This is a genomic window from Streptomyces sp. NPDC028711 (assembly GCF_055565415.1).
Map to the genome: position 1 here is coordinate 484,974 of NZ_JBVHUJ010000001.1, position 26,172 is coordinate 511,145.

21 protein-coding genes are annotated in these 26,172 nt (G+C 73.4%); 11 read left to right on the plus strand and 10 right to left on the minus strand.

Annotation, left to right across the window (positions count from 1 at the left end; translation table 11 throughout):
* Positions 1 to 7: 7 nt before the first annotated feature.
* Complete coding sequence (locus ACZ4VK_RS02160) at positions 8 to 1,285, minus strand: extracellular solute-binding protein (protein ID WP_468347520.1); 1,278 nt, start codon at positions 1,283 to 1,285, stop codon at positions 8 to 10.
* Positions 1,286 to 1,633: 348 nt separating this feature from the next.
* On the opposite strand from ACZ4VK_RS02160, the gene ACZ4VK_RS02165 reads away from it, so the two are divergent.
* Positions 1,634 to 2,668, plus strand: coding sequence for a LacI family DNA-binding transcriptional regulator (locus ACZ4VK_RS02165; RefSeq protein ID WP_468347522.1), 1,035 nt, complete (start codon positions 1,634 to 1,636; stop codon positions 2,666 to 2,668).
* A 110-nt stretch (positions 2,669 to 2,778) separates the two neighbouring features.
* Complete coding sequence (locus ACZ4VK_RS02170; protein ID WP_468347524.1) at positions 2,779 to 3,729, plus strand: phosphatase PAP2 family protein; 951 nt, start codon at positions 2,779 to 2,781, stop codon at positions 3,727 to 3,729.
* Here the strand turns inward: ACZ4VK_RS02170 and ACZ4VK_RS02175 are convergent.
* Positions 3,713 to 5,290, minus strand: a complete 1,578-nt coding sequence (locus ACZ4VK_RS02175; protein WP_468347526.1) for an amidohydrolase — start codon at positions 5,288 to 5,290, stop codon at positions 3,713 to 3,715. The two genes, ACZ4VK_RS02170 and ACZ4VK_RS02175, sit on opposite strands and share 17 nt — an antisense overlap.
* The gene (locus ACZ4VK_RS02180) at positions 5,200 to 6,801 is read right to left on the minus strand and encodes an APC family permease (protein WP_468347528.1); all 1,602 of its coding nucleotides are present in this window, start codon (positions 6,799 to 6,801) and stop codon (positions 5,200 to 5,202) included. The genes ACZ4VK_RS02175 and ACZ4VK_RS02180 overlap by 91 nt, the downstream gene beginning before the upstream one ends.
* Before the next feature lie 117 nt (positions 6,802 to 6,918).
* Here ACZ4VK_RS02180 and ACZ4VK_RS02185 point away from each other — a divergent pair, with 117 nt between their 5' ends.
* On the plus strand, positions 6,919 to 7,527 hold the full coding sequence (locus ACZ4VK_RS02185; protein WP_468347530.1) for a TetR/AcrR family transcriptional regulator: 609 nt from the start codon (positions 6,919 to 6,921) through the stop codon (positions 7,525 to 7,527).
* Positions 7,528 to 7,601: 74 nt separating this feature from the next.
* On the opposite strand, the gene ACZ4VK_RS02190 is transcribed toward ACZ4VK_RS02185, so the two are convergent.
* Positions 7,602 to 10,592, minus strand: a complete 2,991-nt coding sequence (locus tag ACZ4VK_RS02190) for a bifunctional [glutamine synthetase] adenylyltransferase/[glutamine synthetase]-adenylyl-L-tyrosine phosphorylase (RefSeq protein ID WP_468347532.1) — start codon at positions 10,590 to 10,592, stop codon at positions 7,602 to 7,604.
* Between the two features lie 248 nt (positions 10,593 to 10,840).
* Here ACZ4VK_RS02190 and ACZ4VK_RS02195 point away from each other — a divergent pair, with 248 nt between their 5' ends.
* The 3 genes from ACZ4VK_RS02195 (at position 10,841) to ACZ4VK_RS02205 (ending at position 14,006) form a co-directional block, all read left to right on the plus strand.
* Positions 10,841 to 12,970 (plus strand): PIG-L family deacetylase, encoded by a 2,130-nt coding sequence (locus tag ACZ4VK_RS02195; RefSeq protein ID WP_468347534.1) that lies wholly within the window; start codon positions 10,841 to 10,843, stop codon positions 12,968 to 12,970.
* 74 nt (positions 12,971 to 13,044) lie between these two features.
* Positions 13,045 to 13,563: a pyridoxamine 5'-phosphate oxidase family protein gene (locus tag ACZ4VK_RS02200; protein WP_468347536.1), complete on the plus strand. Its 519-nt coding sequence runs from the start codon at positions 13,045 to 13,047 to the stop codon at positions 13,561 to 13,563.
* 11 nt (positions 13,564 to 13,574) lie between these two features.
* On the plus strand, positions 13,575 to 14,006 hold the full coding sequence (locus ACZ4VK_RS02205; protein WP_468347537.1) for a VOC family protein: 432 nt from the start codon (positions 13,575 to 13,577) through the stop codon (positions 14,004 to 14,006).
* Here the strand turns inward: ACZ4VK_RS02205 and ACZ4VK_RS02210 are convergent.
* The 3 genes from ACZ4VK_RS02210 to ACZ4VK_RS02220 form a co-directional block, all read right to left on the minus strand.
* Positions 13,933 to 14,622: a histone deacetylase gene (locus tag ACZ4VK_RS02210; RefSeq protein ID WP_468347539.1), complete on the minus strand. Its 690-nt coding sequence runs from the start codon at positions 14,620 to 14,622 to the stop codon at positions 13,933 to 13,935. The two genes, ACZ4VK_RS02205 and ACZ4VK_RS02210, sit on opposite strands and share 74 nt — an antisense overlap.
* 63 nt (positions 14,623 to 14,685) lie before the next feature.
* Positions 14,686 to 15,180 (minus strand): GNAT family N-acetyltransferase, encoded by a 495-nt coding sequence (locus ACZ4VK_RS02215; protein WP_468347541.1) that lies wholly within the window; start codon positions 15,178 to 15,180, stop codon positions 14,686 to 14,688.
* Positions 15,181 to 15,242: 62 nt separating this feature from the next.
* A complete protein-coding gene (locus tag ACZ4VK_RS02220; RefSeq protein WP_384109592.1) occupies positions 15,243 to 16,604 on the minus strand; it encodes a glutamine synthetase family protein in 1,362 nt (453 codons plus the stop codon).
* 293 nt (positions 16,605 to 16,897) lie between these two features.
* Here ACZ4VK_RS02220 and ACZ4VK_RS02225 point away from each other — a divergent pair, with 293 nt between their 5' ends.
* From ACZ4VK_RS02225 to ACZ4VK_RS02240, 4 genes are all read left to right on the plus strand, one after another.
* Positions 16,898 to 17,332: a hypothetical protein gene (locus ACZ4VK_RS02225; RefSeq protein ID WP_468347543.1), complete on the plus strand. Its 435-nt coding sequence runs from the start codon at positions 16,898 to 16,900 to the stop codon at positions 17,330 to 17,332.
* Between the two features lie 73 nt (positions 17,333 to 17,405).
* A complete protein-coding gene (locus ACZ4VK_RS02230) occupies positions 17,406 to 18,053 on the plus strand; it encodes a DUF3105 domain-containing protein (protein ID WP_468347545.1) in 648 nt (215 codons plus the stop codon).
* Between the two features lie 17 nt (positions 18,054 to 18,070).
* A complete protein-coding gene (locus ACZ4VK_RS02235; RefSeq protein ID WP_468348799.1) occupies positions 18,071 to 18,724 on the plus strand; it encodes a DUF305 domain-containing protein in 654 nt (217 codons plus the stop codon).
* A gap of 126 nt (positions 18,725 to 18,850) precedes the next feature.
* Entirely contained in the window at positions 18,851 to 19,270 is a 420-nt protein-coding gene (locus ACZ4VK_RS02240) for a CBS domain-containing protein (protein ID WP_468347547.1), read from the plus strand.
* Here the strand turns inward: ACZ4VK_RS02240 and ACZ4VK_RS02245 are convergent.
* Complete coding sequence (locus ACZ4VK_RS02245; protein ID WP_468347549.1) at positions 19,255 to 20,064, minus strand: alpha/beta fold hydrolase; 810 nt, start codon at positions 20,062 to 20,064, stop codon at positions 19,255 to 19,257. The genes ACZ4VK_RS02240 and ACZ4VK_RS02245 overlap by 16 nt on opposite strands.
* Positions 20,061 to 20,804, minus strand: coding sequence for a DUF998 domain-containing protein (locus tag ACZ4VK_RS02250; protein WP_468347551.1), 744 nt, complete (start codon positions 20,802 to 20,804; stop codon positions 20,061 to 20,063). Before ACZ4VK_RS02250 ends, ACZ4VK_RS02245 begins: the two co-directional genes overlap by 4 nt.
* A gap of 236 nt (positions 20,805 to 21,040) precedes the next feature.
* On the opposite strand from ACZ4VK_RS02250, the gene ACZ4VK_RS02255 reads away from it, so the two are divergent.
* Positions 21,041 to 22,804, plus strand: a complete 1,764-nt coding sequence (locus ACZ4VK_RS02255; RefSeq protein ID WP_468347553.1) for an NAD+ synthase — start codon at positions 21,041 to 21,043, stop codon at positions 22,802 to 22,804.
* On the opposite strand, the gene ACZ4VK_RS02260 is transcribed toward ACZ4VK_RS02255, so the two are convergent.
* Positions 22,767 to 26,120: a BTAD domain-containing putative transcriptional regulator gene (locus ACZ4VK_RS02260; protein ID WP_468347555.1), complete on the minus strand. Its 3,354-nt coding sequence runs from the start codon at positions 26,118 to 26,120 to the stop codon at positions 22,767 to 22,769. The genes ACZ4VK_RS02255 and ACZ4VK_RS02260 overlap by 38 nt on opposite strands.
* Positions 26,121 to 26,172: the final 52 nt, after the last annotated feature.

A 26,172-nucleotide genomic window follows, 5' to 3' on the forward strand; every position in this document is an offset into this window, starting at 1 on the left:
CTTCCTGTTACTTCCAGTCCTTCAGGAGCTTGCGGTAGGAGTCACCCGTCGCCTTGGCTCCCTTTTCCGGGGTGGTCTGGCCGGTGAGGACCTTGGTGTACTCGGTGACGAGCGGCGCGAAGAGGCTGCCGGTCTCCGGGATCCAGGGGCGCTCGACGGCCTTGTCGACGACCGGCTTGAAGAAGGTGATCATCTCGTTGGTCGCCACGTCCGGCTTGATGTAGACGGACTGACGGGTCGGGAGGAGGCTGAGCTCCTTCGCGACCGTCGCCTGCGTCTCGGCCGAGGTCATGTACTCGGCGAAGGCGTAGGAGGCGTCGAGGTTCTTGGAGCCCGCGTAGACGGCGAGGTTGTGACCGCCCTGCGGGGCGCCCTGGCCGGCCGAACCGGCCGGGACCGGGGCGATGCCCAGGTTGGCCTTGTCCGTGAACTCCTTGCCGGCGTAGGTGTCGGCGACGGCCCACGGGCCGTTGATCATCATGGCGACCTTGCCGTCCTTGAAGGCCGTCTGCATGTTGTTCCAGCCGTCGGTCGCGTCGGTCTTGGCCGCGCCCGAGTCCACCAGGTCCTTGACGACCTTGAAGGCCTTCACACCGGCGGCGTTGTCGACGGTGATCGTCTTCTTCTCGGCGTCGACGAGGTCGCCGCCCTCGCCGTACAGGAAGGAGAGGAACCAGTAGGCGTCGTCGCCGCGCAGGTAGAGGCCGGGGTTGCCGGTCTTCTGCTTGATCTTGGCGGAGACGGTCTTGAGCTCGTCGATGGTCTTGGGGACCGCGACACCGGCCTCCTTGAAGATCTTCTTGTTGTAGAAGATGCCCATGGAGTCGATGACCTGCGGCACCGCGTACGTCTTGCCGTTGTACTTGGTGGAGGCGGCGGCCTGCTCCAGGAAGTCGTCCGACTCCTTGAGGGCGGCGGTGCCGTCGAGCGGGGCCAGGTAGCCGAGGTCCGCGAACTCGGGGGTCCAGGCGACCTCGGAGCGGATGACGTCGGGGGCGCCGGAGCCGGACTGCGCGGCGTTCTTGAACTTGTTCTGCGCCTCGCCGAACGGCACGTTCACGTACTTGACGGTGACCTTGGGGTGCTTCTTCTTGAAGTCCTCGGCGACCTTCTTGAAGACCTTGTCCTCGGAGCCGACCGTCGAGGTGTCCCACCAGGTCACGGTGCCGGAGAGCTCGCCCGAGCTCTTCGAGCCGCCGCCGTTCGAACCGCTGTCACTACCGCACGCCGCCAGGGTCACGCCCAGGGCCGCGACCAGCGCGGTGGCCGCTATGCCACGCCGCATGTGAACTCCTTCAACTGATCCCGGGGGGACGAGGGGCTGGAACCTTCCTCATGCGACCGCTCCCTCGCGGCGCTCCGGGTTGCCAGGAACGTAACAAAGATGAAAACGAGCCGAAAGACCTTGCGAGAACTTTCTGCAAGCACCGGCGATCGTTACATCGACGTGTCCCGAAGGTTGCCGTCGCATCGCTTGACAGCAGATGACACACGCCTCCCGCGCGCCCTCCGGTGCCCGCGTGCGCCCCGTGACCGACCCCGCACGCCCTGCAAGAACTGCAAGGCCTTGCGAGGTGGCTTGCATCATCCGTGCGGTGGGCAATACGCCGCGTGACCGGTACAGTCCATCCCCATGACCGCGCGGCTTTCCGACATCGCAGCCCAGGCGGGGGTCAGTGAGGCCACAGTCAGCCGCGTGCTCAACGGCAAGCCGGGGGTGGCCACCGCCACCCGCGAGTCCGTCCTTGCCGCGCTCGACGTGCTCGGCTACGAGCGGCCCGTGCGACTGCGTCAGCGCAGCGCGGGACTCGTCGGCCTCATCACCCCCGAACTGGACAACCCGATCTTCCCCGCGCTCGCGCAGGTCATCGGGCAGGCCCTCACCCGGCAGGGATACACACCGGTCCTCGCCACCCAGACCCCCGGCGGGTCCACCGAGGACGAGCTCACCGACATGCTGGTCGAGCGCGGTGTCGCCGGCATCATCTTCGTCTCCGGCCTGCACGCCGACACCACCGCCGACATGACGCGCTACGACCAGCTCCGCGGCAAGGGTGTCCCGTACGTCCTCCTCAACGGCTTCTCCCCCAAGGTGCAGGCGCCCTTCGTCTCCCCCGACGACCGGGCGGCGATGCGGCTCGCGGTGACGCATCTGGCCGCGCTCGGGCACACCCGGATCGGGCTCGCCGTCGGGCCGAAGCGCTTCGTGCCGGTGCTCCGCAAGATAGAGGGCTTCCAGCAGGGCATGGCCGAGCGGCTCGGCCTCGGCCCCGAGGAGTCCGAGGCACTGATCCAGCACTCCCTGTACACCCTGGAGGGCGGCCAGGCCGCGGCCGGGGCACTGATCTCCCGGGGCTGCACCGCGGTCGTCTGCGCCAGCGACATGATGGCGCTCGGCGCGATCCGGGCCGCCCGGCAGCAGGGGCTCGACGTGCCGCGGGACGTCTCCGTCGTCGGCTTCGACGACTCCCCCCTCATAGCGTTCACCGATCCGCCGCTGACCACCATCCGGCAGCCGGTGCAGGCGATGGGGCAGGCCGCGGTCCGCGCGCTGCTCGAAGAGGTCGGGGGCACACCGGCCCCGCACTCGGAGTTCGTCTTCATGCCGGAGCTCGTCGTCCGCGGCTCGACCGCGTCGGCCCCGACCGCCGTCCGTCCCTCTGCCTGACCCCTACGTGGCCCGTCCCGGGGACTCCTTCCTGAGGGGGACCGGGTGCGGCCCGAACCCGCCCGAGGGATGATCGGTCGGAGGGACGGGATCTGGCAGACTCTCCTCCTATGGGTGAAGCGACCGTGAAGAGTTTGGACAACCGGACGACCCCGTCGTCACCCATCGTGGCCGACGGCAGGCTCGCGCGCCTGCGCGCGGGCACGCCCCGGCGGCCCACGATCTGGTTCGAGATCCTGCTCATCGCGGTGAGCTACTGGACGTACTCCCTCGTCCGCAACGCGGTCCCGGAGCAGAAGGCCCAGGCGTTCAAGAACGCCGACTGGATCTGGGAGGCCGAGCAGTCCCTCGGCCTCGCCTTCGAGCACGCCGTCAACCACGCCGTGAACTCGGTGACCTGGCTGATCGTCTCGATGAACTACTACTACGCCACGCTGCACTTCATCGTGACCATCGGTGTGCTCGTGTGGCTCTACCGGTGGCACCCGGGCCGTTACGCGGGATTCCGCACCGTCCTGTTCGCCACCACCGGTGTGGCCCTCGTCGGTTACTACCTGTATCCGCTCGCGCCGCCCCGGCTCATGACCGGCCACAACTTCATCGACACGGTCCTCGTGCACGAGACGTGGGGCTCGATGGCCTCGGGCAACCTGAAGCACGTGTCGAACCAGTACGCGGCGATGCCGTCGATGCACATCGGCTGGTCGCTCTGGTGCGGTCTGACGATCTTCCTGCTCGCGAAGGCGCCCTGGGCGAAGATCCTGGGCCTGCTCTACCCGATGGCCACGCTCGTCGTGATCGTCGCCACCGCGAACCACTTCTGGCTGGACGCGGTCGGCGGCATGATCTGCCTCGCCTTCGGCTTCCTCGTCTCGTACTTCTGGTACGGCTCACGGCCGCACCACCTGCCCAAGCTGGTGGAGCCCGCGGCGTCGACGGCACAGCGGAGCGGCCTGCCCCCGGCGAAGGGGACGGACCGCGCGGGCGACGAGGCCGACGAGGCCTCCCGCACGACGGACGAGACGGACGAGACGCAGCCGCGGGTCAGCTCCGGCAGGTGATCCGGCCGCCGGCGACGGCGAGCCTGACCGGGGCCTCGGCGGTCTCGTCCGCCGGGGCCTCCACCGGGTCCACGGCGAACGCGGTGAGGTCGGCCCGGTGGCCGGGGGCGATCCGGCCGGCGAACCTCTCCTCCCCCGCGGCGACCGCCGCGTGGGTGGTCATCCCCTCCAGGGCCATGAGACCGGTGAGCCCGTGCCGGACCGAGGCGGCGCCGCGCGGGGCCCGCGCGGTGGCGAGGACCTGCCGGGCGTCGTAGTGGGCGATGGGCCAGTCGGAGCCGAGCGCGAGGTGCGCCCCGGCGTCCCGCAGGTCACGGCAGCGCCAGGCGCGCCCTGCCCGCTCCTCACCGAGCCGCTTCGACCATTCGTCGGTGTGGTCGGCGCGGGTGTACGCGGTGTGCGGGGGCTGCATCGAGGCGACGACCCCGAGCGCCGCGAAACGCCCCAGCTGATCGTCGGGGACGGTCTCGATGTGCTCGATCCGGTGCCGTGGGCCGCCCTCATGGAATCCCCCGAGGCCTTCGACGGTGTCGAGGACGTGCCGGACGGCGGCGTCGCCGATGGCGTGGGTGGCGGTGCCGACCCCGGCGCGGTGCAGGTGGCGTACGGCGGCGGAGTACGCGGCCGGGTCGGGCCAGAAGGCATCGGTGCCCCGGCCGTGGCAGTCGGCGTGCTCCAGCCAGGCGGTGCCGCCCTCGACGGTCCCGTCCATGAAGAACTTGACGCCGCCGACCGCCCAGAGCCGTCCGGCCCGTTCCTGGAGCCGTACCAGCGCGTCCAGCTCCTCGGCGGTGGTGCCGGGCATGCACCAGGGGGCGAGGCGCAGCCGCAGCGGCAGCTCGCCCTCCTCCTCCAGGGCGGTGAGCAGTCCGGGTACGTCGTCGCCGCCGAGGTCCATGACGTGGGCGGAGGTGAGGCCGGTGGCGGCCATGCCGGTGAGCAGCTCGACGAGCCGGTCGCGGCGCTCGGCGTACGACTGGGTGGGCAGGACCGGGGTCAGCAGGTCCATGGCGGCGTGCTCGATCAGGTGGCCGGTGGGGCGGCCGTCGGCGTCGCAGACGATCTCGGAGTGCTGGGCGAAGGCGCGGGGGCCTTGGATGCCGGCGGCCTTGAGGGCGGTCACGCTGACGAGCACGGAGTGTCCGTCGTAGAGGCGCAGGTGGGCGGGGGCGCCGTCGAGGACGTCCTCGATCAGGTCGTGGTGGACGGGGCGGCCGCCGAAGACGTTGTGGTCGAGGCCGAAGCCGATGATCCAGCCGTCGCGGCGCTCGGCGTTCCTGAGGGCGGCGCGCAGTCCTTCGAGGTCGGTGACGCCGGACAGGTCGGTGCCGGTGAACATCTCCAGGCCCCAGACGGGGTGGCTGTGGGCGTCGGTGAGGCCGGGGGTGAGGGTGGCGCCGGCGAGGTCGACGGTCTCGGTGCCGGGTCCTGCCCAGGCGCGGGCCTCGGCGTCGGTGCCGAGGGCGGTGATCAGTCCGCCATGGACGGCGACGGCGGTGTGGCCGGTGAGTCCGGGGTCGCGGACGCGGGCGTTGACGAGGACGAGGTCGGGTGCGGGCACGACGGTTCTGTTCCTTCGGTGGAGGGTTCGGCGGCGAAGCGGGCGTAGACCTCGGGGCGGGTGCGGCGCAGCCGGTACGCGAGGAGGAGCCCGAGGGCGAAGACGGCGGGGACGAGGGAGACGAGCACCGTGTTGACGGTGGCGGAGGCGCCGGTGAAGACGTCGATCTTGGCGACGACGAGGGCGATCGCGCCGGCGAGGAGCACGGCGGCGACGACGGGGGCGACGACGGTCCGCAGGGCTCCCTCGTCGTGGCGGACGCGGCGGAAGTAGCACGGGATGGCGAGCGCGGCGAGCAGCTGGAGAGCCATCAGGCCGAGGCCGCCGGGGGTGTTCACCCAGAGCAGCAGCTGGGTGTACGGGTCGGCTCCGGCCGCCGCGAAGCCGAGGACGACGACGAGGCCGAGGACGGTCTGGGCGATGCCGGCGACGTACGGGGAGCGGTGGCGGGGGTGGACCTTGCCGAACGCCGGGGGCAGGACGCCCTCCTCGGCGAGGGCCAGGCCGTAGCGGTTGATCGCGTTGTGGAAGGCGAGGAGCGAGGCGAGGACGCTGGTCACGATGAAGACGTGCATCAGGTCCGCCGCCCAGCCGCCGACGTAGGTGGTGATCGCCGCGAAGAAGAGCCCGCCGGTGTCGCCGGCGGCGGCCTCGACGACCTTGTCGTTCCCGAAGGCCTGGATGACGGTCCAGACGACGAAGGCGTAGAAGAGGCCGAGGAAGGAGACGGCGATGTAGGTCGCGCGGGGGATGGTGCGGGCGGGGTCGCGGGCCTCGCGCCGGTAGATCACGGTCGACTCGAAGCCGGTGAAGGCGGTGAAGGCGAAGGCGAGGACGGCGGCGCTGCCGGGGACCAGGACGCTGTCGGGCGTGAAGGAGGCGAGCGAGAGGCCGTTCGCCCCGCCGTCGATCAGGACGCCGCCGGCGAGCAGGACGAGGATGCCGGTCTCGGCGACGAGCAGGACGCCGAGGAGCTTGGCGCCGAAGTCGATGGAGCGGAATCCGCCGTACCAGATGAGGAGCAGTCCGGCGATCGAGACGGGGAGCCAGGGGATGTCGACGCCCCACAGGGCGTGGCCGGTGTCGGCGGTGGCGGTGCCGAGGAGGCCGTAGACGCCGATCTCCATGCCGTTGTAGCCGAGCATGGCGAGGAGGGCGGCGGCGATGCCGGCCGGCTTGCCGAGGCCGCGGGTGATGAAGGCGTAGAAGGCGCCCCCGCTCCTGACGTGGCGGCTCATGGTGGTGAATCCGACGGCGAAGATCGCGAGGGTGATACCGGCCATGAGGTAGCCGGCGGGTGCGCCGATGCCGCCGAGGACGATGGCGATGGGCGCGACGCCGGCCATGACGGTGAGCGGGGCGGCGGCGGAGACGACGAAGAAGGTGATGTCGGCGGTGGTGAGGGTGCCGGTTCTCAGACCCGGGGGTTCGTCGGGGGCGGGCCCGGGGGTGAGCTCGGGGGTGGACTCGGGGGTGAGCTCGGGGGTGGACTCGGGGGTGGGTGAGGGCATGGCGGGGGAAGCCCTTCCGGTGGCAGGAAACCTAAAGGCTTTCGGTTCGCGCAATGTAGCCTCGGCTCCGACGGTTCGGGAAGACCCGACGGGCAGCTGAACAGGGAGTGACGATTCATGGGCCGGCCGCGCAGACCTCTCCTCGACCGGGAGCGGATCACCACCACGGCGCTCGGGATCGTCGACGAGCAGGGCGAGTTCAGCGTCCCGCAGATCGCGAAGCGGCTCGGCGTGCAGACGGCGTCGGTCTACCACCACGTCGACGGACGGGACGGGATCGTGGAGCTCCTCCGCGAGCACGTGTGCTCTGCCATCGACACCGGGACCCTGGACCGGGAGCCCTGGGACGCCGCCATGGCCGCCTGGGCCCGCTCCTACCGGGCCGCGTTCGCCGCCCACCCGCGCGTGATCCCGATGCTCATGACCTCACCGGTACGCGCGCCGAAGGTCCTCGACCAGTACGAACGGGCCGTCGCCCGCCTCCTCGACGCGGGCTTCGCGCTGCCGGACGTCATGCCCGTGATCATCGCCCTGGAGAACCTCGTCCTCGGCTCGGCGCTCGACCTCGCGGCCCCCGAGGCGATGTGGGTGGTGGCCGACGAGACCGCGACCCCGCGCCTGGCCCGGGCGCTCGACGCGGTCCCCGAGGGCCGCGCGGACCAGGCTTTCGAGCTGGCGCTCACGGGCTACCTGACGCACGTCCGGGGGCTCCTGCGCACCCCGTGACGTGCCCTCGGAGGCCCTAGGGGGTGTCTTGCCGATCAGGCCGGGCTCGCGACGCCTGATCAACAAGACACCCCCTACGCCGCCCCGTAGAACAGCTCCTCGACGACCGCCCTGGCGCGGCGGGTGATCCGCCGGTAGTCGTCGACCATCTCCCCTACGTGACCCGGCCCGTATCCGAGGTAACGCCCCACCGCCGCGAGCTCACGCGGCTCCGAGGGGAAGGTGTCGCCGGGCCGGCCGCGGACCAGCATGACCCCGTTGCGGACCCGGGTGGCCAGGACCCACGCCTCCTCCAGGGTCTGCGCCTCCTCCGTCGCGATCAGACCGGCCGCGTGCGCCGCCCTGAGCGCCTCCCGGGTGCGGGGCGTCCGCAGCCCCGGCTCCGCCCAGCCGTGCCGCATCTGCAGCAGTTGGACCGTCCACTCGACGTCGCTGAGACCGCCGCGCCCCAGCTTCGCGTGGAGCGTGGGATCGGCCCCGCGCGGCAGCCGCTCGGACTCCATCCGGGCCTTGAGACGGCGGATCTCGCGGACCGCGTCCTCGCCGAGCCCCTCGGCCGGATAGCGCAGCGGGTCGACGAGGTCGATGAACCGCTCCGCGAGGTCCGGGTCGCCCGCCATGGGCTCGGCGCGCAGCAGCGCCTGGCTCTCCCAGACGAGCGACCAGCGGTGGTAGTAGGCCGCGTACGACTTCAGGGTGCGGACCATGGGACCGCTCTTGCCCTCCGGCCTGAGGTCCGCGTCGATCAGGAGCGGCGGGTCGGCCGTCGGCAGCTGGAGGAGCCGGCGCATCTCGGCGACCACCCGGTTCGCGGCCCGCGCGGCCTCCTGCTCGTCGACGCCCTCCCGCGGCTCGTGCACGAACAGGACGTCGGCGTCGGAGCCGTACCCCAGCTCGTGACCGCCGAAGCGGCCCATGCCGATGACGGCGAACCGGGTCGGCAGCTCCTCGCCCCACTCGGCGCGCACGACGGCCCGCAGCGCGCCGGCGATCGTCGCCGCGTTGAGGTCGGTCACGGCCTCCCCCACCCGGTCGACGAGCGCCCCGGGATCGGGCTCGCGGGGGCTGTCCTCCGTGCCGTACGAGCCGATGAGGTCGGCCGCGGCGGTACGGAACAGCTCCCTGCGCCGCACCCCGCGGGCCACCGCCACGGCCTGCTCGGCGTCGCCCGCGCGGCCCACCGCCGCCAGGACCTCCTGCTCCAGATGGTCCCGGCCGCGCGGCTTCAGCCCCTCCGGGTCGCCGAGCAGCGCGACGGCCTCGGGGGCGCGCAGGAGCAGGTCGGGGGCGAGCCGCCCGGCGGAGAGGACCCGGGCGAGGTTCTCGGCGGCGGCGCCCTCGTCGCGCAGGAGCCGCAGGTACCAGGGGGTCTTGCCGAGGGCGTCCGAGACCTTGCGGAAGCCGAGCAGGCCGGCGTCCGGGTCGGCCGAGTCCGCGAACCAGCCGAGCAGCACCGGGAGCAGCGTGCGCTGGATGGCGGCCTTCCGGCTCACCCCGGAGGCCAGGGCCTCCAGGTGCCGCAGGGCGGCGGCGGGGTCCTCGTACCCCAGGGCTTCGAGCCGCTGCCCGGCCGCCTTCGGGCTGAGCCGGATCTCGCCGGGGGCGAGCTGGGCGACCGCGTCGAGCAGCGGCCGGTAGAAGATCTTCTCGTGGAGGCGGCGGACGACGGCCGCGTGCCGCTTCCACTCCTTGTTCAGCGCGGCGACCGGGTCGGTGCGCAGGCCGAGCGAGCGGCCGAGGCGGCGCAGGTCGGCCTCGTCCTCGGGGACGAGGTGGGTGCGGCGCAGCCGGTACAGCTGGATGCGGTGCTCCATGGCCCGCAGGAAGCGGTACGCCTCGTCGAGCTGGGCGGCGTCGGCGCGGCCGACGTAGCCGCCGGCGGCGAGGGCGGCGAGCGCGTCGAGGGTGGTGCCGCTGTGCAGCCCGGCGTCGCTGCGGCCGTGCACGAGCTGGAGGAGCTGGACGGCGAACTCGACGTCCCGCAGACCGCCGGGGCCGAGCTTCAGCTCGCGGTCGACCTGGGCGGCGGGGATGTTGTCGACGACCCGGCGGCGCATCTTCTGCACGTCGGGGACGAAGTTCTCCCGCTCGGCGGCCTGCCAGACGAGCGGGGAGACGGCGTCGATGTACTGGGCGCCGAGCTCCGGGTCGCCCGCGACGGCGCGGGCCTTGAGGAGGGCCTGGAACTCCCAGGTCTTCGCCCACCGCTGGTAGTAGGCGAGGTGGGAGGAGAGCGTACGGACGAGGGGGCCGTTGCGGCCCTCGGGGCGCAGGTTGGCGTCGACCGGCCAGATGGTGCCCTCGACCGTGGTCTCCGAGCAGATCCGCATGAGGTGGGAGGCCAGCCGGGTGGCGGCCTGGAGCGCCTTGCCCTCGTCGGCGCCCTCGGCCGGCTCCCCGACGAAGATCACGTCCACGTCCGAGACGTAGTTCAGCTCGTTGCCGCCGCACTTGCCCATCGCGATCACGGCGAGCCGGCACTGGGCGGCGTCGGCCGGGGCGGCGGAGCGGGCGAGATTCAGCGCGGCGCGCAGGGTCGCCGTCGCCAGGTCGGCGAGCTCCGCGGCGGTCTCGGCGACGTCGATGGTGCCGCACACGTCACGGGCCGCGATGGCGAGGAGGCAGCGGCGGTAGGAGACCCGCAGCGCGACGGCGTCGGCGGCGTCGGCGAGCCCCCGCTCGAACTCGGCGACCCCCGGGTGCAGGTCGGCCGCCTCGTAGGTGACGAGGGACTCCCAGTCGCGGGGGTGGCGGGCCAGGTGGTCGGCGAGCGCCTCGGACGCGCCGAGCACGCCGAGGAGCCGGTCCCGGAACGGCTTGGCGGAGAGCAGCGTGGTCGTGAAGGTCCCCCGCTCGGTCTCGGGCTGCGCCTCGGCGAGGCGGACGAGGCCGCGCAGGGCGAGGTCGGGGTCGGCGGTGGCGCCGAGGGCGTCGAGGAGGACGGGATCGCCGCGCAGGGCCGCGAGTTCGGGCACGTCCAGGAGCCGTTCGGCGGCGGAGGGGTCGGTGAATCCGTGCCGCAGCAGACGTGAGAAGGTGCTGCTTCTACGTCCCGGCACCGTCATTCCGCAGCTCCCTCCGAGCAGGTCCGCACCGGGTCGGCCCGGGCGGATCGAGCCTATCCGGATCGGGGATCAGCGGCGGCCGGGCCTTCGGTTCGCAGCGGATCACACGTGACGTCTCGCACATCGATCGCTTTTCGGGCCCGATGAACCGTATTTCTTGAAAGTCCGTCTTGTTTGTCCGGAGGTCCGCCCCACTCGGGGCGGGCCCCGTCCTCCTGCCCGCCCCCGTCGAAAGCACGCCGCCGAAGATGCCCGTCCGTCCCCGCCGCCGTCTCCTCCCGTCCCGCCGCGCGACCGTCTCCACGGCGGTGACGGCCGCCCTGGTCGGCGGCACCTTCGCTGGGCTGCTCACGGTGACGGGAGCAGCCGGGACGCCGGCCCCGGAGGCGCCCGCCGGCCGGTCCGAGGCCCACGCGGCCCGCCCCGCGGGGAAGGCGCCGGGGGCCCGCGCGGACCGCACCGAGCCGAAGACGGCGACGGCCGCGCGGCCGGTGGAGGCCGCGCCGTCCTCGAAGGGCCTCATGTCCGTCGTGCAGATCGTGGCGCACCCGGACGACGACCTGTTCTTCATGAACCCGGACATATCCCAGTCGATACGCTCCGGCCATCCCCTGACCTCGGTCTACCTCACGGCCGGCGAGTCCGACGGCGTCAACGCGCGCCCGCGCGACGCCGCCGCGGCCGACCCCGACAAGGCGGACTACGCCGAGGCCCGGCAGAACGGCATCCGCGCCGCGTACGCCGAGATGGCGACCGGCAGCCGCACCAGCCCCTGGGAGCGGGTCGCGATCCCCACGGCCGGCGGGGCGACGGCCGAGCTGGACACGCTGCGGGCGCAGCCGCAGGTCAGGCTGGTGTGGCTGCAGATACGCGAGGCCGGTTCCACCAACGGGGACCGGCCGCACAGCCTCAACGGCCTCTGGAACGGCCGGATCACCGCGCTGGAGTCCCAGCGCTCCTCCGGCACCCCGGTCGACGCCGACTTCACGTACACGAAGGACCAGGTCGTGGCCACGGTCGCGGGGCTGCTCGACCGCTTCCGGCCGACCTTCGTCCGGATGCAGGACCCGAGCCCGGGCACGTACCCGGAGAGCGGGAAGTTCCGTGACCACCAGGACCACCTGTTCGGGGCGAGGTTCACCCAGGCCGCGCTCGCCCGGTACGCCGAGGTCCCCGGCCGTCCGCACGTCGGCGTGCAGAACTACCTCGGCTATCCCACCAGCGTCCTGCCGCACACCCTCGACCCCGAGACGGCCGGCGCGAAGCTGAGGACCCTGAAGACCTACGCCTGGCTCGACGGCGTCAACGACTGCGGGACCCCCGCCGGCTGCGGCGACCTCAAGGTGGCGGCGCGGCCCGCCGGACGCGGCTGGACCCAGACGATCCGGTACGCCCGGGGCACCTCCACCTCCTGGGTGCAGCGCGACCGGGACGGCGGGCTGCACGCCTTCTCCGTGCTCGACGGACGGCTCGCCGCCTGGCGGAAGCCGGCGGCCGCCACCACCTGGCTCGGACCGGCGCTGCTGCCCGGCGGCGGCCTGGACAGCGGCGTCACCTCCGTCACGCTGCCCGACGGCCGCATCGCGGTCTTCGGCACCCGGACGGTGCTCGCGGGCGGCCCCGCCGGCTACCACCGCGAGGTCGTGACCACCGCGCAGACGGTGCCCGGCGGCGCCTTCGGGCCGTGGCTCTCGCTCGGCACGCCCGAACGGGACGACGCCGGGGGCACATCGGACATCAGCGCGCCCGCCGTGACCGTCGCCGGCGACGGCCGGGCGACCCTCGTCCTGCGGGACAGCGGCCACCGCCTGACGGCCCGCGAGCAGCTCCCGGACGGCGGCTGGGGGCCGTGGCGGGTGCTCGGCGGCACGGAGGTGTACGGCGACCCGGTCGCGGCGACGGACGGCGCCGGGCGCGGCTACGTCTTCGCCAGCACCCCGGACACCGTCCTCGTGTGGGCGCAGCAGCGCCCCGGCGGGCCGCTGACGGGGCCGGCGCGGACCGGACTTCCGGCGACGACGCTGGCGCTGAGCGCGAGCCCGGCGGCGGACGGCGACGGGGTACGGCTCTGGTTCCGCAAGCCGGCCTCCGGCGATCTGCGCAGCGCCGACTTCTCGGGCGTGGGCCCGGTCTCCCCGGTCACGGAGCTGGCGGGCACCGGCGTCGCGGGCTTCGGCCCGGTGAGCGGCGGCGAGGGCCTGCTCGCGGTCCGCTCGCGGACCGGTTTCCTGGCGACGGCGCCGCACGGCAGGGCGGGGGCGCGGCCGGTGTGGCGGCTTGAGAGGTTCCTGTTCTCGGGGGCGCCGGACGCGGGGACGGACGGGGTGGCGGCGATCGGTCTCGACGGCCGACTGCACTGGACGCCGGCGGGCCGATGAGTTCGCGGGCGCCGGAGGGTCGTACAGGTGGGGGCGCACACCGGTAGGCCCCCGGCCCGGCGAAAGGAACGACGATGGACCCGCGGACTCCCCCCGACCCCCGGACTTCCCTCGACCCCCGCTTCAGCGACCCGAAGGCGGCCCCGGCGTCCTGGTCCGACGCCGCCGCGCGGCTCGCGGCGGCCGAGGTCTTCTGGCTGACGACCGTACGGCCCGACGGCCGCCCTCATGTGACGCCGCTGATCGCCGTCTGGTCGGACGGCGCCCTCCATTTCTGCACCGGCCCCGAGGAGCGCAAGGCCCGCAATCTCGCGGGCAACCCGTCGGTGGTCCTCACGACGGGCACGCCCACCCTCGGGGAGGGCTTCGACCTGGTGGTCGAGGGCGAGGCGGCGCGGGTCACGGACGAGGACCGGTTGGCGGCGCTCGCGGAGGCGTACGTGGAGAAGTACGGGCCGGACTGGCGATTCGAGGTGCGCGACGGGGCGTTCGTGGGCGACGGTGGTACGGCCCTGGTGTTCGCGGTCGCGCCTCGCACGGTCTTCGGCTTCGCCAAGGGCGACCCCTTCGGCCAGACCCGCTGGCGTTTCTGAGGAGAGCCCCCATGAACTGGACCCTGGAAGTCGTCCCGGTCCCCGTCACCGACATGGACCGCGCGAAGGAGTTCTACGGCGACAAGTGCGGCTTCAAGATCGACCTGGACGACGAGGTGGCGCCGGGCATGCGCATCATCCAGGCGACGCCGCCGGGCTCGCGCTGCTCGATCGCGATGCTCAGCGGGATGCCGTCGATGCCGGGCACGAAGGAGATGGTGCCGGGCAGTCTGCAGGGCCTTCAGCTCTGCGTCACGGACATCGAGGCGGCCCGGCGGGAACTGCTCGACCGGGGTGTCGACGTCACCCCCGTCCGGCACGTCGGCGCGGCGGGCTGGGAGGACGGCAAGGGCGAGACCTGGAACTCGTTCATGGCCTTCGAGGACCCGGACGGCAACGGCTGGGTCGTACAGGAGGCCCCGTCGGAGCTGTCGGAACGTTGAGGGCGGCCACGGCCGCCGCGGTCCAGTGCCCGGCCGCCCCGGGGCAGGCGGCGAGATAGGCGGCGACGTCGGCGTGCGGCCAGGCCCCGGCCCGGCCGAGCCCGGCCGCGAGATGCCGGAGGTAGGCGGCGGAGGGCGCCCGAAGGCCGCCGTCGTCCGGCATCGGCCAGGGCGCGGTGAAGGTGAGGACGGGGACGTCGTCGATGTGCCCCGGGCAGACGACGGTCTCGTACCGCCCGTCCCCGAGCACACAGCGCCCGGTGCCGAGGGCCTCGGCCAGATCGAGGTCGGAGCCGGGCTCGCGGTACATCTCCTGGGCGACGATGTCGGAGAACTGTCCGACCGTCAGCAGATGCGCGACGCCCCACGCGGTGCCGTCCGCCACCGGGTCGTAGAAGGCGCGCCCGCCGCCCCACACGGGCGAGTCGGTCGCGAAGTACACCCGCCCCGGCAGCACGACCGGCACCGACCGCCCGGGCGCGCTCCGGTCCCGGCACCCGGGGAACTCCCGGGCGCCGCCGGGCGGGCAGCCCCCGTCGAGGTAGTACCGCAGACGCTCGACGTGCGTGTTGGAGCCGTAGGCGGCGTACCAGACACGGGGGCGGGATTCCGGCATGACACCGGACGCTAGCGGGCTAGGGGGTGCCTTTCCGATCAGGCCGGGCACCCCCTAGGGCCGTCACGCCTGGAATTCCACGGCGAAGTGGCGGAGTTCCTCGTCCTCCGCCACGCACCGCATCCCGGCGGCCTCCATCACGCGGTGCGAGGCCGGGTTGTCCAGGTCGGCGTCGCCCTTCACCCCGGCGGCGCCGGCCGCCCGGGCGATCCCGAGGAGCGCCCGCAGCGCCTCGGAGGCGTACCCCTGCCCCCGTGCGCCGGGCACGAGCCCGTACCCGACGGTCGCGACCCCCAGCTCGTCCGGCGGCCCGTGGAACCCGACGCCGCCGACGGCGACCCCGCCGACCCGTATCTCGTAGGGCCGGAACGCCCCCGGATCGCCCCGCTCGGCGACCCCGCGCAGGAACCCGGTGGCCGCCCGGACGTCCCCGTCCGCGGGATACCCCTCACCCCAGACGCTCTCCGGCCCGGGTTCCCGGGCGATGGTGCGCTCGGCGGCGGCGACGGTCAGGGGATGCAGGACGAGCCGCGCGGTGGCGACGGGAGTGATCTTCACGGCGGCAGTCTGCGGCGTCCCCCACCTGCGGGGCAACGCATTTCCGCCCGGGCCGGGACCGCTTACAGGACCGGAAGGTTCTTCCGGAGCTCGAATGCGGTGACCTCGCTCCGGTACTCCTCCCACTCCTGCTTCTTGTTGCGGAGGAAGAAGTCGAAGACGTGCTCGCCGAGGGTCTCCGCGACCAGTTCGCTCTTCTCCATCAGGGCGATCGCCTCTCCCAGGTTCTGCGGGAGCGGTTCGATGCCCATCGCGCGGCGTTCCGAGTCGGAGAGGGCCCAGACGTCGTCGTCGGCGCCCGCCGGGAGTTCGTAGCCCTCCTCGATGCCCTTGAGGCCGGCGGCGAGGAGGACCGCGTAGGTCAGGTACGGGTTGGCGCCCGAGTCGATGGAGCGGACCTCGACGCGGGAGGAGCCCGTCTTGCCCGGCTTGTACATGGGGACGCGGATGAGGGCGGAGCGGTTGTTGTGGCCCCAGCAGATGTACGAGGGGGCCTCGCCGCCCGAGCCGGCCGTGCGGGAGGAGCCGCCCCAGATGCGCTTGTACGAGTTGACCCACTGGTTGGTGACGGCGGAGATCTCGCCGGCGTGCTTCAGGAGGCCCGCGATGAAGGAGCGGCCTACCTTCGAGAGCTGGTACTCGGCGCCCGACTCGTAGAACGCGTTCCGGTCGCCCTCGAAGAGGGAGAGGTGGGTGTGCATGCCCGAGCCCGGGTAGTCCGAGAAGGGCTTCGGCATGAAGGTCGCCTGGACGCCCTGTTCGAGCGCGACCTGCTTCATGACCAGACGGAAGGTCATGATGTTGTCGGCCGTGGAGAGGGCGTCGGCGTAGCGGAGGTCGATCTCCTGCTGGCCCGGCGCGCCCTCGTGGTGGCTGAACTCCACCGAGATGCCCATCGATTCGAGCATGGTGATGGCCTGCCGGCGGAAGTCCATGCCCACGTTCTGCGGGGTGTGGTCGAAGTAGCCCGAGTTGTCGGCGGGCGTCGGCCGCGAGCCGTCGAGCGGCTTGTCCTTCAGCAGGAAGAACTCGATCTCGGGGTGGGTGTAGAAGGTGAAGCCCAGGTCCGAGGTCTTGGCGAGCGCCCGCTTCAGCACGTACCGCGGGTCCGCGAAGGACGGTGAGCCGTCGGGCATCAGGATGTCGCAGAACATCCGCGCCGTGCCGGGGGCCTCGGCGCGCCACGGCAGGATCTGGAAGGTTCCCGGGTCCGGCTTGGCGATCATGTCCGACTCGTAGACGCGGGCGAAGCCCTCGATCGCGGAGCCGTCGAAGCCGATGCCCTCGTCGAAGGCCTGCTCCAGTTCGGCGGGCGCCACGGCCACCGACTTGAGGAAGCCGAGCACGTCGGTGAACCACAGGCGTACGAAGCGGATGTCGCGCTCCTCGAGCGTACGGAGCACAAATTCCTGCTGCTTGTCCATTTCCACACCCATCCTCGCTGGTCAGGCCGCCTGCTCCCACCGCCTCGGGTACATCGGGGGGCACCTGAGCATCCCACCACATGGTTTCGCGCACGTTGCACACCCATACTGCCTGCTCCGGTGTGACTCAGGTAACGCGGGAGCGCCCGGATCCGAGTGTCCGTTCGTCCGGCGGGTCCGTCCCCGCCGGTACCGAGTGGTACCCCGTTCGGCCCACGGAGGGCCCGCGCACACTACGATCTGCGCCCATGGGGGCCCCACGGCTCGTACGCCCGTCCCGGCACGCGCGTCCCATGGCACTGGTGAGTGCCGTGGCGACGCTCGTCGCCGCGCTCTTCTTCTGTCCGGGGGCGGGTCCCGGGGCCGATGACCATCACCGGGCGGACACCGAGCGGGCCGTGCCGACCGCCGTCGGCGTCGCCGTGCACCGGACCGCCGTGCCCGCCACCGATGTGCACGCGGCCGCCGTGAGTGGTGCCGCCTCGCACGCGACCGCCGTGCGCGGTGCCGCCGTGAGCGAGTACGTCTGCCCGTACGACCGCGGGGGCTGCTCCCTCTTCCCCTCCCTCTCCCCCGCGGTGCTCAGCGCGCCGCCGCTCGACCCGCCGCCGCACGCGGAGGGCGGGCCGCCGCGTCTCGACCCGCCGTCCTGCGACGGTCCGGCGCGCCGGTCCTGCGCCCAGCCGCGCGCGCCGGACCTGCACGTCCTTCAAGTTCTCCGGACGTAGCGGCGGCGGGCGTCCCGCCCCCGCACGTCCACCCCCGAACTCCACCCCACCCCTGAAGAAGGACGACATCACCATGGCCGCCAACCGCTCCGCCAACGCCGACCGCCGCGCCCGAATAGAGGAGATGCGCCGCGCCGAGCAGGCCCGTGAGCGCCGCAACCGTCTGATCACCATCGGCGTCTCCGGGGTCGTCGTCCTCGGCCTCGTCGGCTTCGGCACCTTCGTACTGATGAAGAAGTCCGACGAGCAGGACCAGAAGGAAGCCGCCGCGAAGGCGCCCATCTCCGCCGAGAAGTCCTGGGACGCCGAGAAGCTCGGCCGCAACCACGTCGAGACGGCCGTCAAGTACGACATGAAGCCGCCGGTCGGCGGCGACCACCACCCGGTCTGGATGAACTGCGACGGCGTGGTCTACAAGAAGGCCATCCCCGAGGTGAACGCCGTGCACTCCCTCGAGCACGGCGCCGTCTGGGTGACGTACAACAAGAAGGCCGCCGCCGATGACGTGAAGTCGCTGGAGGAGAAGGTCGGCAAGACCACGTACACGCTGATCAGCCCCGTGGACGACCAGGCCGGGGCCATCATGCTGTCCGCCTGGGGCAAGCAGGTGACCGTGGACAACGCCGAGGACCCCCGGATCGACGCCTTCTTCACGAAGTACGTCCAGGGTCCGCAGACCCCCGAGCCCGGCGCCGCGTGCACCGGCGGACTCGACCAGTGAGCGACGACGAGGACCTCCTGACGCCTCCCCCGGCCCGGCGGCCGGACCGGACGCGGTGGGCGGCGGTCACCGCCGTGGCGCTCGCCCTGCTCTTCGCCGGGGGCGCCGTCACCGTCGCCTCCGCCGACCGGGACGAGGCCCCGGCGACACCCTCCACCGCCTCGGCCGACGCCGGCTTCGCCCGGGACATGGCCGTCCACCACCAGCAGGCCGTCGAGATGTCGTTCATCGTCCGGGACCGCACCCAGGACGAGGAGGTGCGCCGCCTGGCGTACGACATCGCCAACACCCAGGCCAACCAGCGGGGCATGATGCTCGGCTGGCTCGACCTGTGGGGGCTGCCGAAGCTGGAGTCCGGCGTCGAGCCGATGGCGTGGATGGGCATGGGCGGTACCGGTGACAGCGGGCCGCTCGACGGGGCGCTCATGCCCGGCATGGCGACCCACGCGCAGCTGGGCGCCCTGCGGAAGGCCAGTGGCCGCGAGGCCGAGATCCTGTACCTGAAGCTCATGACCGCGCACCACAGGGGCGGGGTCCACATGGCCGAGGGCTGTGTCCGGAAGTGCTCGGTGGACGTCGAGCGCGACCTCGCCCAGGGCATGGTCGACGCTCAGGAGTCGGAGATCCTGCTGATGGCGGACATGCTGAAGAAGCGCGGCGCCACCGCCTGAGCCCTTGAGCCCGCGGACCTTTCGGCCCCCGTGACCCCTGCGGTCGCGGGGGCCGTGCCGTGCGCCGAGAATGAGTCTGCTCGGGGACATCACGGTGACCGCGTTTCGACGAAAGGTACGCACCTCATGACCACGGCGAAGGACATCATGCACCCCGGGGCCCGGTGGATCCCGGCACACGAGACGCTCGACCGCGCCGCGCAGCTGATGCGCGACCTGAACGTGGGCGCGCTGCCCATCGCCGACGAGAACGAGCGGCTCTGCGGCATCCTCACGGACCGCGACATCGTCGTCGGCTGTGTGGCCATGGGGCACGACCCGGCGAAGATCACGTGCGGCGAGATGGCGAAGGGCACCCCGCGCTGGGTCGAGGCGAACGCGGACGTGGCCGCGGTCCTCGAGGAGATGCAGAGCCATCAGATCAAGCGCCTCCCCGTCATCGAGGGCAAGCGGCTCGTCGGCATGATCAGCGAGGCCGACCTGGCGCAGCACCTGTCGGACGAGCAGATCAAGGCGTTCTGTACGAGCGTCTACGCCACTTCCTGACCCGGCAGCAGCACCGCACGGGCCACCGCGTCCGGGCGGTCCAGCATGACCAGATGGCCCGACGGCACGGCCGCCTCGTAGTGGACGCCGAGCCGCCGGGCCAGCGCGCGTTGGCGCCGTTCCCAGCGGGCGGAGCCGTCGGGGGCGGCGAGGACGGTGGCGGGGAGGCCGGGCGGGAGGGGGTGGCGGTCGCGCAGGGCGAGGAGTTCCGCGGCGACGGCTCCGTAGCGGGCGTTCTCCAGGAGGGTGCCGCGCAGGACGCGTGACGTGCGGTAGACGCGGCGGACCAGTTCGGCGGGCGCCGGGTCGTGGCGTACGGCCGTACGGCGGAGCGCGGGGCCGAGCGCGGCCGGCACCCCGGCGGCGCAGAGGACGGTGCCGAGAAGGCGGGCGGCGGCGGTCGAGCGGCCGGGGCGCGGGCGTTCCTCCACCGAGGAGTCGACGAGGACGAGGGCGGCGGTCCTGCCCGGGTGGAGCCGGGCGAAGGCCTCCGCGTGGAACCCGGCGAGGGAGTGCCCGACGACGGTGACGGGCCCGGCGAGCCCGAGGGCGTCGAGGAGGCCGGCGATCCGGTGGGCCTCGCCGGCGGCGGTGGGCGGGGCGGCGGCGGGCGCCGAGAGGCCGTGCCCGGGGCGGTCGAAGCGGACGACGGTCCGGTGCGGGGCGAGGAGCGGGACGACCGGGTCCCAGTCGAACCAGCTCAGGCCGAGTCCGGCGCTCAGGACGCAGATGGGTCCCGAGCCGTCGACGGCGACGTGGTGGGCCACTCCCCCGAGCCGTACGAAGGAGGTCATCGTGCCTCCTCGGGGTCACGGGGCCCGGCGGTCGCGAGGGAGTACGCGAGGACCGCGAGCCACACCGCCACCAGGAACACCTGGAGCCGCTGGCCGGCGCCGAGCGCCCAGAGGCCCTGCCCGGCCTCGAAGGAGGCGACGGCGGCCAGCGTCCAGAGGGTGGCGGCGAGTTCCAGGGCGACGAGGACCGGTCCCGTACGGGCGAGGGGCCGCCAGCGGCGGTAGCGGCGGGCGGCGACGGTCAGGGCGACGAGGGCGACGACGGCACCGGTCATGGCGAGTCCGGAGCTGACGGCATGGGCCGTATGGGTGGCGGGCACGAGCCCGGCGGTCTCGCGGGCCGCGCAGGCGGGGTCGGCGGTCGGGGCGCAGCTGAGCGGGAGGCGCGAGTCGACGGCGGTGGCGGCCCCGAAGACGGCGAGCGCGACCCAGCCGGTGAGTGCCCAGGGCTCGCGGGGCCGGGGCGCTCGGGGCCGGGACCTGCGGGTGGCCGGCTCGGGCTCCTGCCGCCATGTCCCCCTGAGACCCGTCACCGCGCCCGCCAGGACGAGGAGTCCGGCCGCCAGGTCCGTCGCCCGGAACAGGCCGCCGAACGGCTGGTCCGCCGCCGCGAGCTCGGAGACGTACGTCCGGACCGGGTCCAGCCCCGTCATGAGGAGGACTTCGAGGACCCAGGCGGTGTACACGAGCGCACCGAGGGCCAGCAGGGCGGCCGAGGCTCGCGTCACCGTTCCGGGCATGGTGGGTCAGACGTTACGGCGGGCCGGAGAGTTCCCGGTGGTCGGCGCGGGCGCGGCCGGGGCTCCGATGCGTGTCGGCTCCGTCGGGTCTGTCGGCTCCGTCGGGTCTGTCGGGTCGTCAGGAAGCGTCATGGGGCCATGGTCGGCGGCCCTGGACGGGCCCGCACGTCGGTGATCCGGGACTCGGGTCCCGTATCCCAGGACATAACGTCGGTCTGACGATTAGACTGGGGCGCGTGCCTCAACTACGCCTCGCCCTGAATCAGATCGACTCGACCGTCGGAGACATCGCCGGGAACGCCGAGGCGATCGTGCACTGGACCCGGCACGCCGCCGGACAGGGTGCGCATCTCGTCGCGTTCCCCGAGATGGCGCTGACCGGATACCCCGTCGAGGACCTCGCCCTGCGTTCCTCCTTCGTCGAGGCGTCGCGGACGGCCCTGCGCGGCCTGGCCCGCAGGCTCGCCGACGAGGGCTTCGGGGAGCTGCCGGTCGTCGTCGGCTACCTGGACCGCTCCGAGCGGGCCGAGCCCCGGCTCGGCAGGCCCGCCGGCTCCCCGGAGAACGCCGCCGCGGTGCTGCACCGCGGCGAGATCGTGCTGCGCTTCGCCAAGCACCACCTGCCGAACTACGGCGTCTTCGACGAGTACCGCTACTTCGTCCAGGGCGACACCCTGCCGGTCGTCCGGGTCCACGGCGTCGACGTGGCCCTGGCGATCTGCGAGGACCTGTGGCAGGACGGCGGCCGGGTGCCGGCGGCGCGCAGCGCGGGCGCCGGGCTGCTCCTGTCCGTCAACGCCTCGCCGTACGAGCGGGACAAGGACGACACCCGCCTCGAGCTGGTGAGCACACGCGCCCGGGAGGCCGGCTGTGTCACCGCGTATCTGGCGATGACCGGGGGTCAGGACGATCTGGTCTTCGACGGGGACTCGATCGTCGTGGACGCGAACGGCGAAGTGATCGCGCGGGCGCCGCAGTTCGTCGAGGGCAGCGTGATCCTGGACCTGGATCTGCCGGCGGCCGAGGAGGACGCCCCCGAGGGCCTGGTGGACGACGGGCTGCGGATCGACCGGGTGGTGCTCTCGGAGAAGCCGCTGCCGGCGTACGAGCCGGAGCTGACGGGCGGGTACGCGCACCGGCTCGACGACGACGAGGAGGTGTACTCCGCCCTGGTGATCGGGGTGCGGGCCTATGTCGCGAAGAACGGTTTCCGCTCGGTGCTCGTCGGCCTCTCCGGCGGCATCGACTCGGCGCTCGTCGCGGCCGTCGCCTGCGACGCGCTCGGCGCGGAGAACGTGTACGGGGTGTCGATGCCCTCGAAGTACTCCTCCGACCACTCGCGCGGCGACGCGGCCGAGCTGGCCCGCCGCACCGGGCTCAACTTCCGCACCGTGTCGATCGAGCCGATGTTCGACGCGTACATGGGCGCGCTCGGCCTCACGGGTCTCGCGGAGGAGAACCTCCAGTCACGGCTGCGCGGTACGACGCTGATGGCGATCTCCAACCAGGAGGGCCACATCGTCCTCGCGCCGGGCAACAAGTCCGAGCTCGCGGTGGGGTATTCGACCCTGTACGGCGACTCCGTCGGCGCGTTCGGGCCCATCAAGGACGTGTACAAGTCGACCGTGTTCCGGCTCGCGCGCTGGCGGAACCGGGCGGCCGAGGAGCGCGGCCAGGTCCCGCCGATCCCGGAGAGCTCGATCACCAAGCCGCCCAGCGCCGAACTGCGGCCCGGCCAGGTCGACACGGACTCGCTGCCGGACTACGAGGTCCTGGACGCGATCCTCGCCCTGTACGTGGACCGGGACCAGGGCAGGGAGGCGATCGTCGCGGCCGGGTTCGACGAGGAGCTGGTGACGCGGACGCTGCGGATGGTGGACGCGGCGGAGTACAAGCGGCGCCAGTACCCGCCGGGCACCAAGATCTCGGCGAAGGGCTTCGGCAAGGACCGGCGGCTGCCGATCACGAACCGCTGGCGGGAGACGCCGCTGCCGGGCTGACGGCGGTTTGGTCGAAGCCGCCGGGACGGTCGGTCCGGCCGGACGCGCTGTCGGCCGTCCCGGCGGCGGCCTCGGCCGCCGTACGTACCGCCGCCGCGAGGGGCAGCGCCGCGCCCCGCTGGAACGCGGCTGCGTACCCGGACGCGCCGAGGGCCGACCCGGCCGCCGCGGCGATGCGGTGCACGTCGCCGCTCTCGGCCTCCGGGAGCGGCGCTCCGGCGCTCCGCCGGGCCGCGTCCGCCGCGCCGAGGAGCAGGGCGGCGCGGGTGGGGCCCGAGGTGTCGCCCGTGGCGGCGGCGAGGCTCGCGACGCCGGCGACGCCTTCGAGGGAGAGAGCGAGGGCGCGCGGGTCCGCGAGCCGCTCGGCGAACTCCAGGCCGCGCGCCTGGTACGTGGCGGCTCGCTCCGCCTCGCCGCGGAGTTCGGCGACGAAGCCCAGCTCCACGTGGATCAGGTGTTTTCCGGCGGTCGACGACGGATACGCGTCCCGCATCGTCCGCAGGTGGTGCTCGGCGGCGTCGAGGTCGCCGGAGCGGCGCGCGCCGAGGGCCAGGCCCATCAGCGCGAACACCTCGCCGTACATGTGGCCCTGCTCCGCCGCCGCGCGCCGGGCCCGCTCGTGCAGGACGCGGGCCCGCTCCCAGTCGCCGGCCAGGAGCGCCAGGCGGCCGAGGCCGGCGAGCCGTGCCGAGGCCTCCGCGGCCAGGCCCAGGTCCTCGGCGAGGCGCAGCCCTTCGGTCTGGCGGGAGGTGGCGGTGGCGTAGTCGCCCTCGATCTCGGCGAGCGCGGCGAGGACCGGGACGGTCAGCAGTTCTCCCCAGCCGTCGCCGAGCGCGCGGAACGCCTCGGCGCCCGCGAGGCCGTCCTCCCGGGCGGCGGCCAGGTCCCCGGCGGCGAACGCGGTGTGGGCGCGCAGGGACCGGGAGGCCGCGATGCCCCACCGGTCCGCGGCCTCGGTGAAGCGGTCGAGGGCGCGGGCGTTGACGGCGTGTGCCGCCGCCGGGTCGCCCGCGTGGTGGAGGCCGTACGCGAACAGCCACAGCGCCCGCCCTCGCCGTACGGGGTCCGCGATGTCCGCCTCGGGGCAGTCCGCCTCCGGCGCCCGGCCTCCCGTCAGCATGGCGAAGGCGCCGTGGAGCACGCGCAGTTCGGCCGACGCGTCGGCGGGGACGGCGTCCACGGCCGCGGCGAGGGCGCGTCGCCCCTCGTGCAGGCGGCCTCGCAGCAGCCACCAGGGGCACAGGGCGGCGGCCAGGCGTGCGGCGTCCTGCGGGGAGGCCGTCCGCAGGGCGTGGTCGAGGGCGGCGCGCGTGTTGGCGGCCTCGGTGTCGAGGCGGGCGAGCCGGCTCCGTTGCCCGGCGTCGCGCAGGTGGGGTTCGGCGCGCTCGGCGAACGCCCGGTAGTAGGCGGCGTGACGGTCCGCGGCGGTCCCGGACTCCCCCGCCTCGTGGAGTCGTTCGCGCGCGTAGGCGGCGACGGATTCGAGCAGCCGGTAGCGGGGGCCTTCCGTCGTCCCGACCACGGAGACGAGCGAGCGGTCGACCAGTCGCCCCACCAGGTCGGGCACCTCGCCGAGGGAGATGCCGTCGCCCGCGCACACCGCCTCCGCCGCCTCCAGGGTGCATCCGCCGACGGGGACGGCGAGCCGGCGGAGCACCGCCCGCTCGGCGTCGTCCAGGAGGTCCCAGCTCCAGTCGATCACCGCGCGCAGGGTCTGCTGGCGGGCCGGGAGGCCGCGCTGCCCCGAGGCGAGGACGCGGAACCGGTTGTCGAGGCGGTCGGCCAACTCGCGTACGCCCAGGGAGCGGACGCGTGTGGCGGCGAGCTCCAGGGCGAGGGGGATACCGTCGAGGCGGCCGCAGATCTCCTGGACGGCGGCCCGCGGATCCTCCCCGCCGGCCTCGGTCGCGAGCGTGAAGCCGGGCGCCGCCGCCGCGGCCCGCTCGGTGAACAGCCGTGCGGCGTCGGCGGGTTCGAGTGGAGCGACGGCGTACACCGCTTCGCCGGGGAGGCGGAGGGACTCCCGGCTCGTGGCGAGCACGCGCAGCCCCGGGGCGGCACGCAGCAGGGACGCGGTCAGCTCGGCCGCCGGTTCGATCACGTGCTCGCAGTTGTCGAGGACGAGCAGGATGCGGCGGTCCCGCAGCGCGGCGCGCAGAACGGCGGAGGCGTCGGCGGGACCGGGCGCCGACGACGCCGTGTCGCGGACGCCGAGCGTCACGGACACCGCCTGGGCGAGACCGGCGGCGTCCGGGGGCAGGTCTCCGAGCTCCACGAGCCACACGCCGTCGGGCGGGCCGCCGTCCGGGTCGCGGGAGAGCCGCTCGGCGACGGCGAGCGCCAGCCGGGTCTTGCCCACTCCTCCGGGCCCCGTCAGCGTGACCAGCCGCTCGCCGCGGACGAGCCGGCCGACAGCTTCCAGGGCCAGGCCGCGTCCGATCAGCGCGGTCGGCGGGGTGGGGAGGTTCCGGCAGTTCTGTCGGTTCTGTCGCTGGGACGCGAGCCCGTACGGGTCGGGGGTGGCGGAAGGGTCTCCTGACGGGCTCGCGGTGGAAGGCGCCGCGGACGGCCCCCCGCCCGGTATCAGCCCCGCGTCCTGCCGCAGGATCGCCTCGTACAGCGCCGCGAGGCCGGGGCTCGGGTCGAGGCCGAGTTCGTCCGCGAGCAGGGTGCGCAGTTCCGTGTACGTGGCGACCGCCTCGTGCTGCCGGCCGGCGCCGTACAGCGCCCGCATCCGGACGGCGCGCAGCCGCTCGCGCAGGGGGTGGCGGGCGACGAGCCCGGCCGTCTCGCCGAGCAGCAGGGGGTCGCCGGCCTCCAGCCGGGCCTCGGCCTGTTCCTCGACGAGGGAGAGCCGCTCCTCGGCGAGCCGCTGGGCCGCCGGGCGTACGAACTCCTCGTCGGCGAAGTCCGCGTAGGCGGGCCCCCGCCACAGTTCCAGGGCCTCGGCGAACAGGGCCGCCCGGGCGTGCGGTCCCGTGGCGAGCCGGGCCCGCGCCGCGAGTGACCGGAACAGCAGGGCGTCGACCTCGCCCGGGTCGCCGTCGAGGCGCAGCCGGTATCCGGCCGGCTGGTGGAGCACCCGGTCGCGGCCGATGGCCCGGCGCAGCTGGGAGACCTTGGCCTGGAGCGCGTTGGCCGGGTTGCCGGGCACCGCGTCGCCCCAGATGTCGTGGACGAGGCGGTCCGTCGACACCGGGCGGCCCTCGTGGGCGAGGAGGTCGGCGAGGAGGGCGCGCACCTTGGTCTCGGGTACGCGCACCGGTGCGCCGTCGGCGTCCCACACCGCCACCGGACCGAGCACCCCGAACCTCATGGGGAACGACCCTACACAGCGGTGATCATCCGGCCTTCGGCGGCCGTCAGCG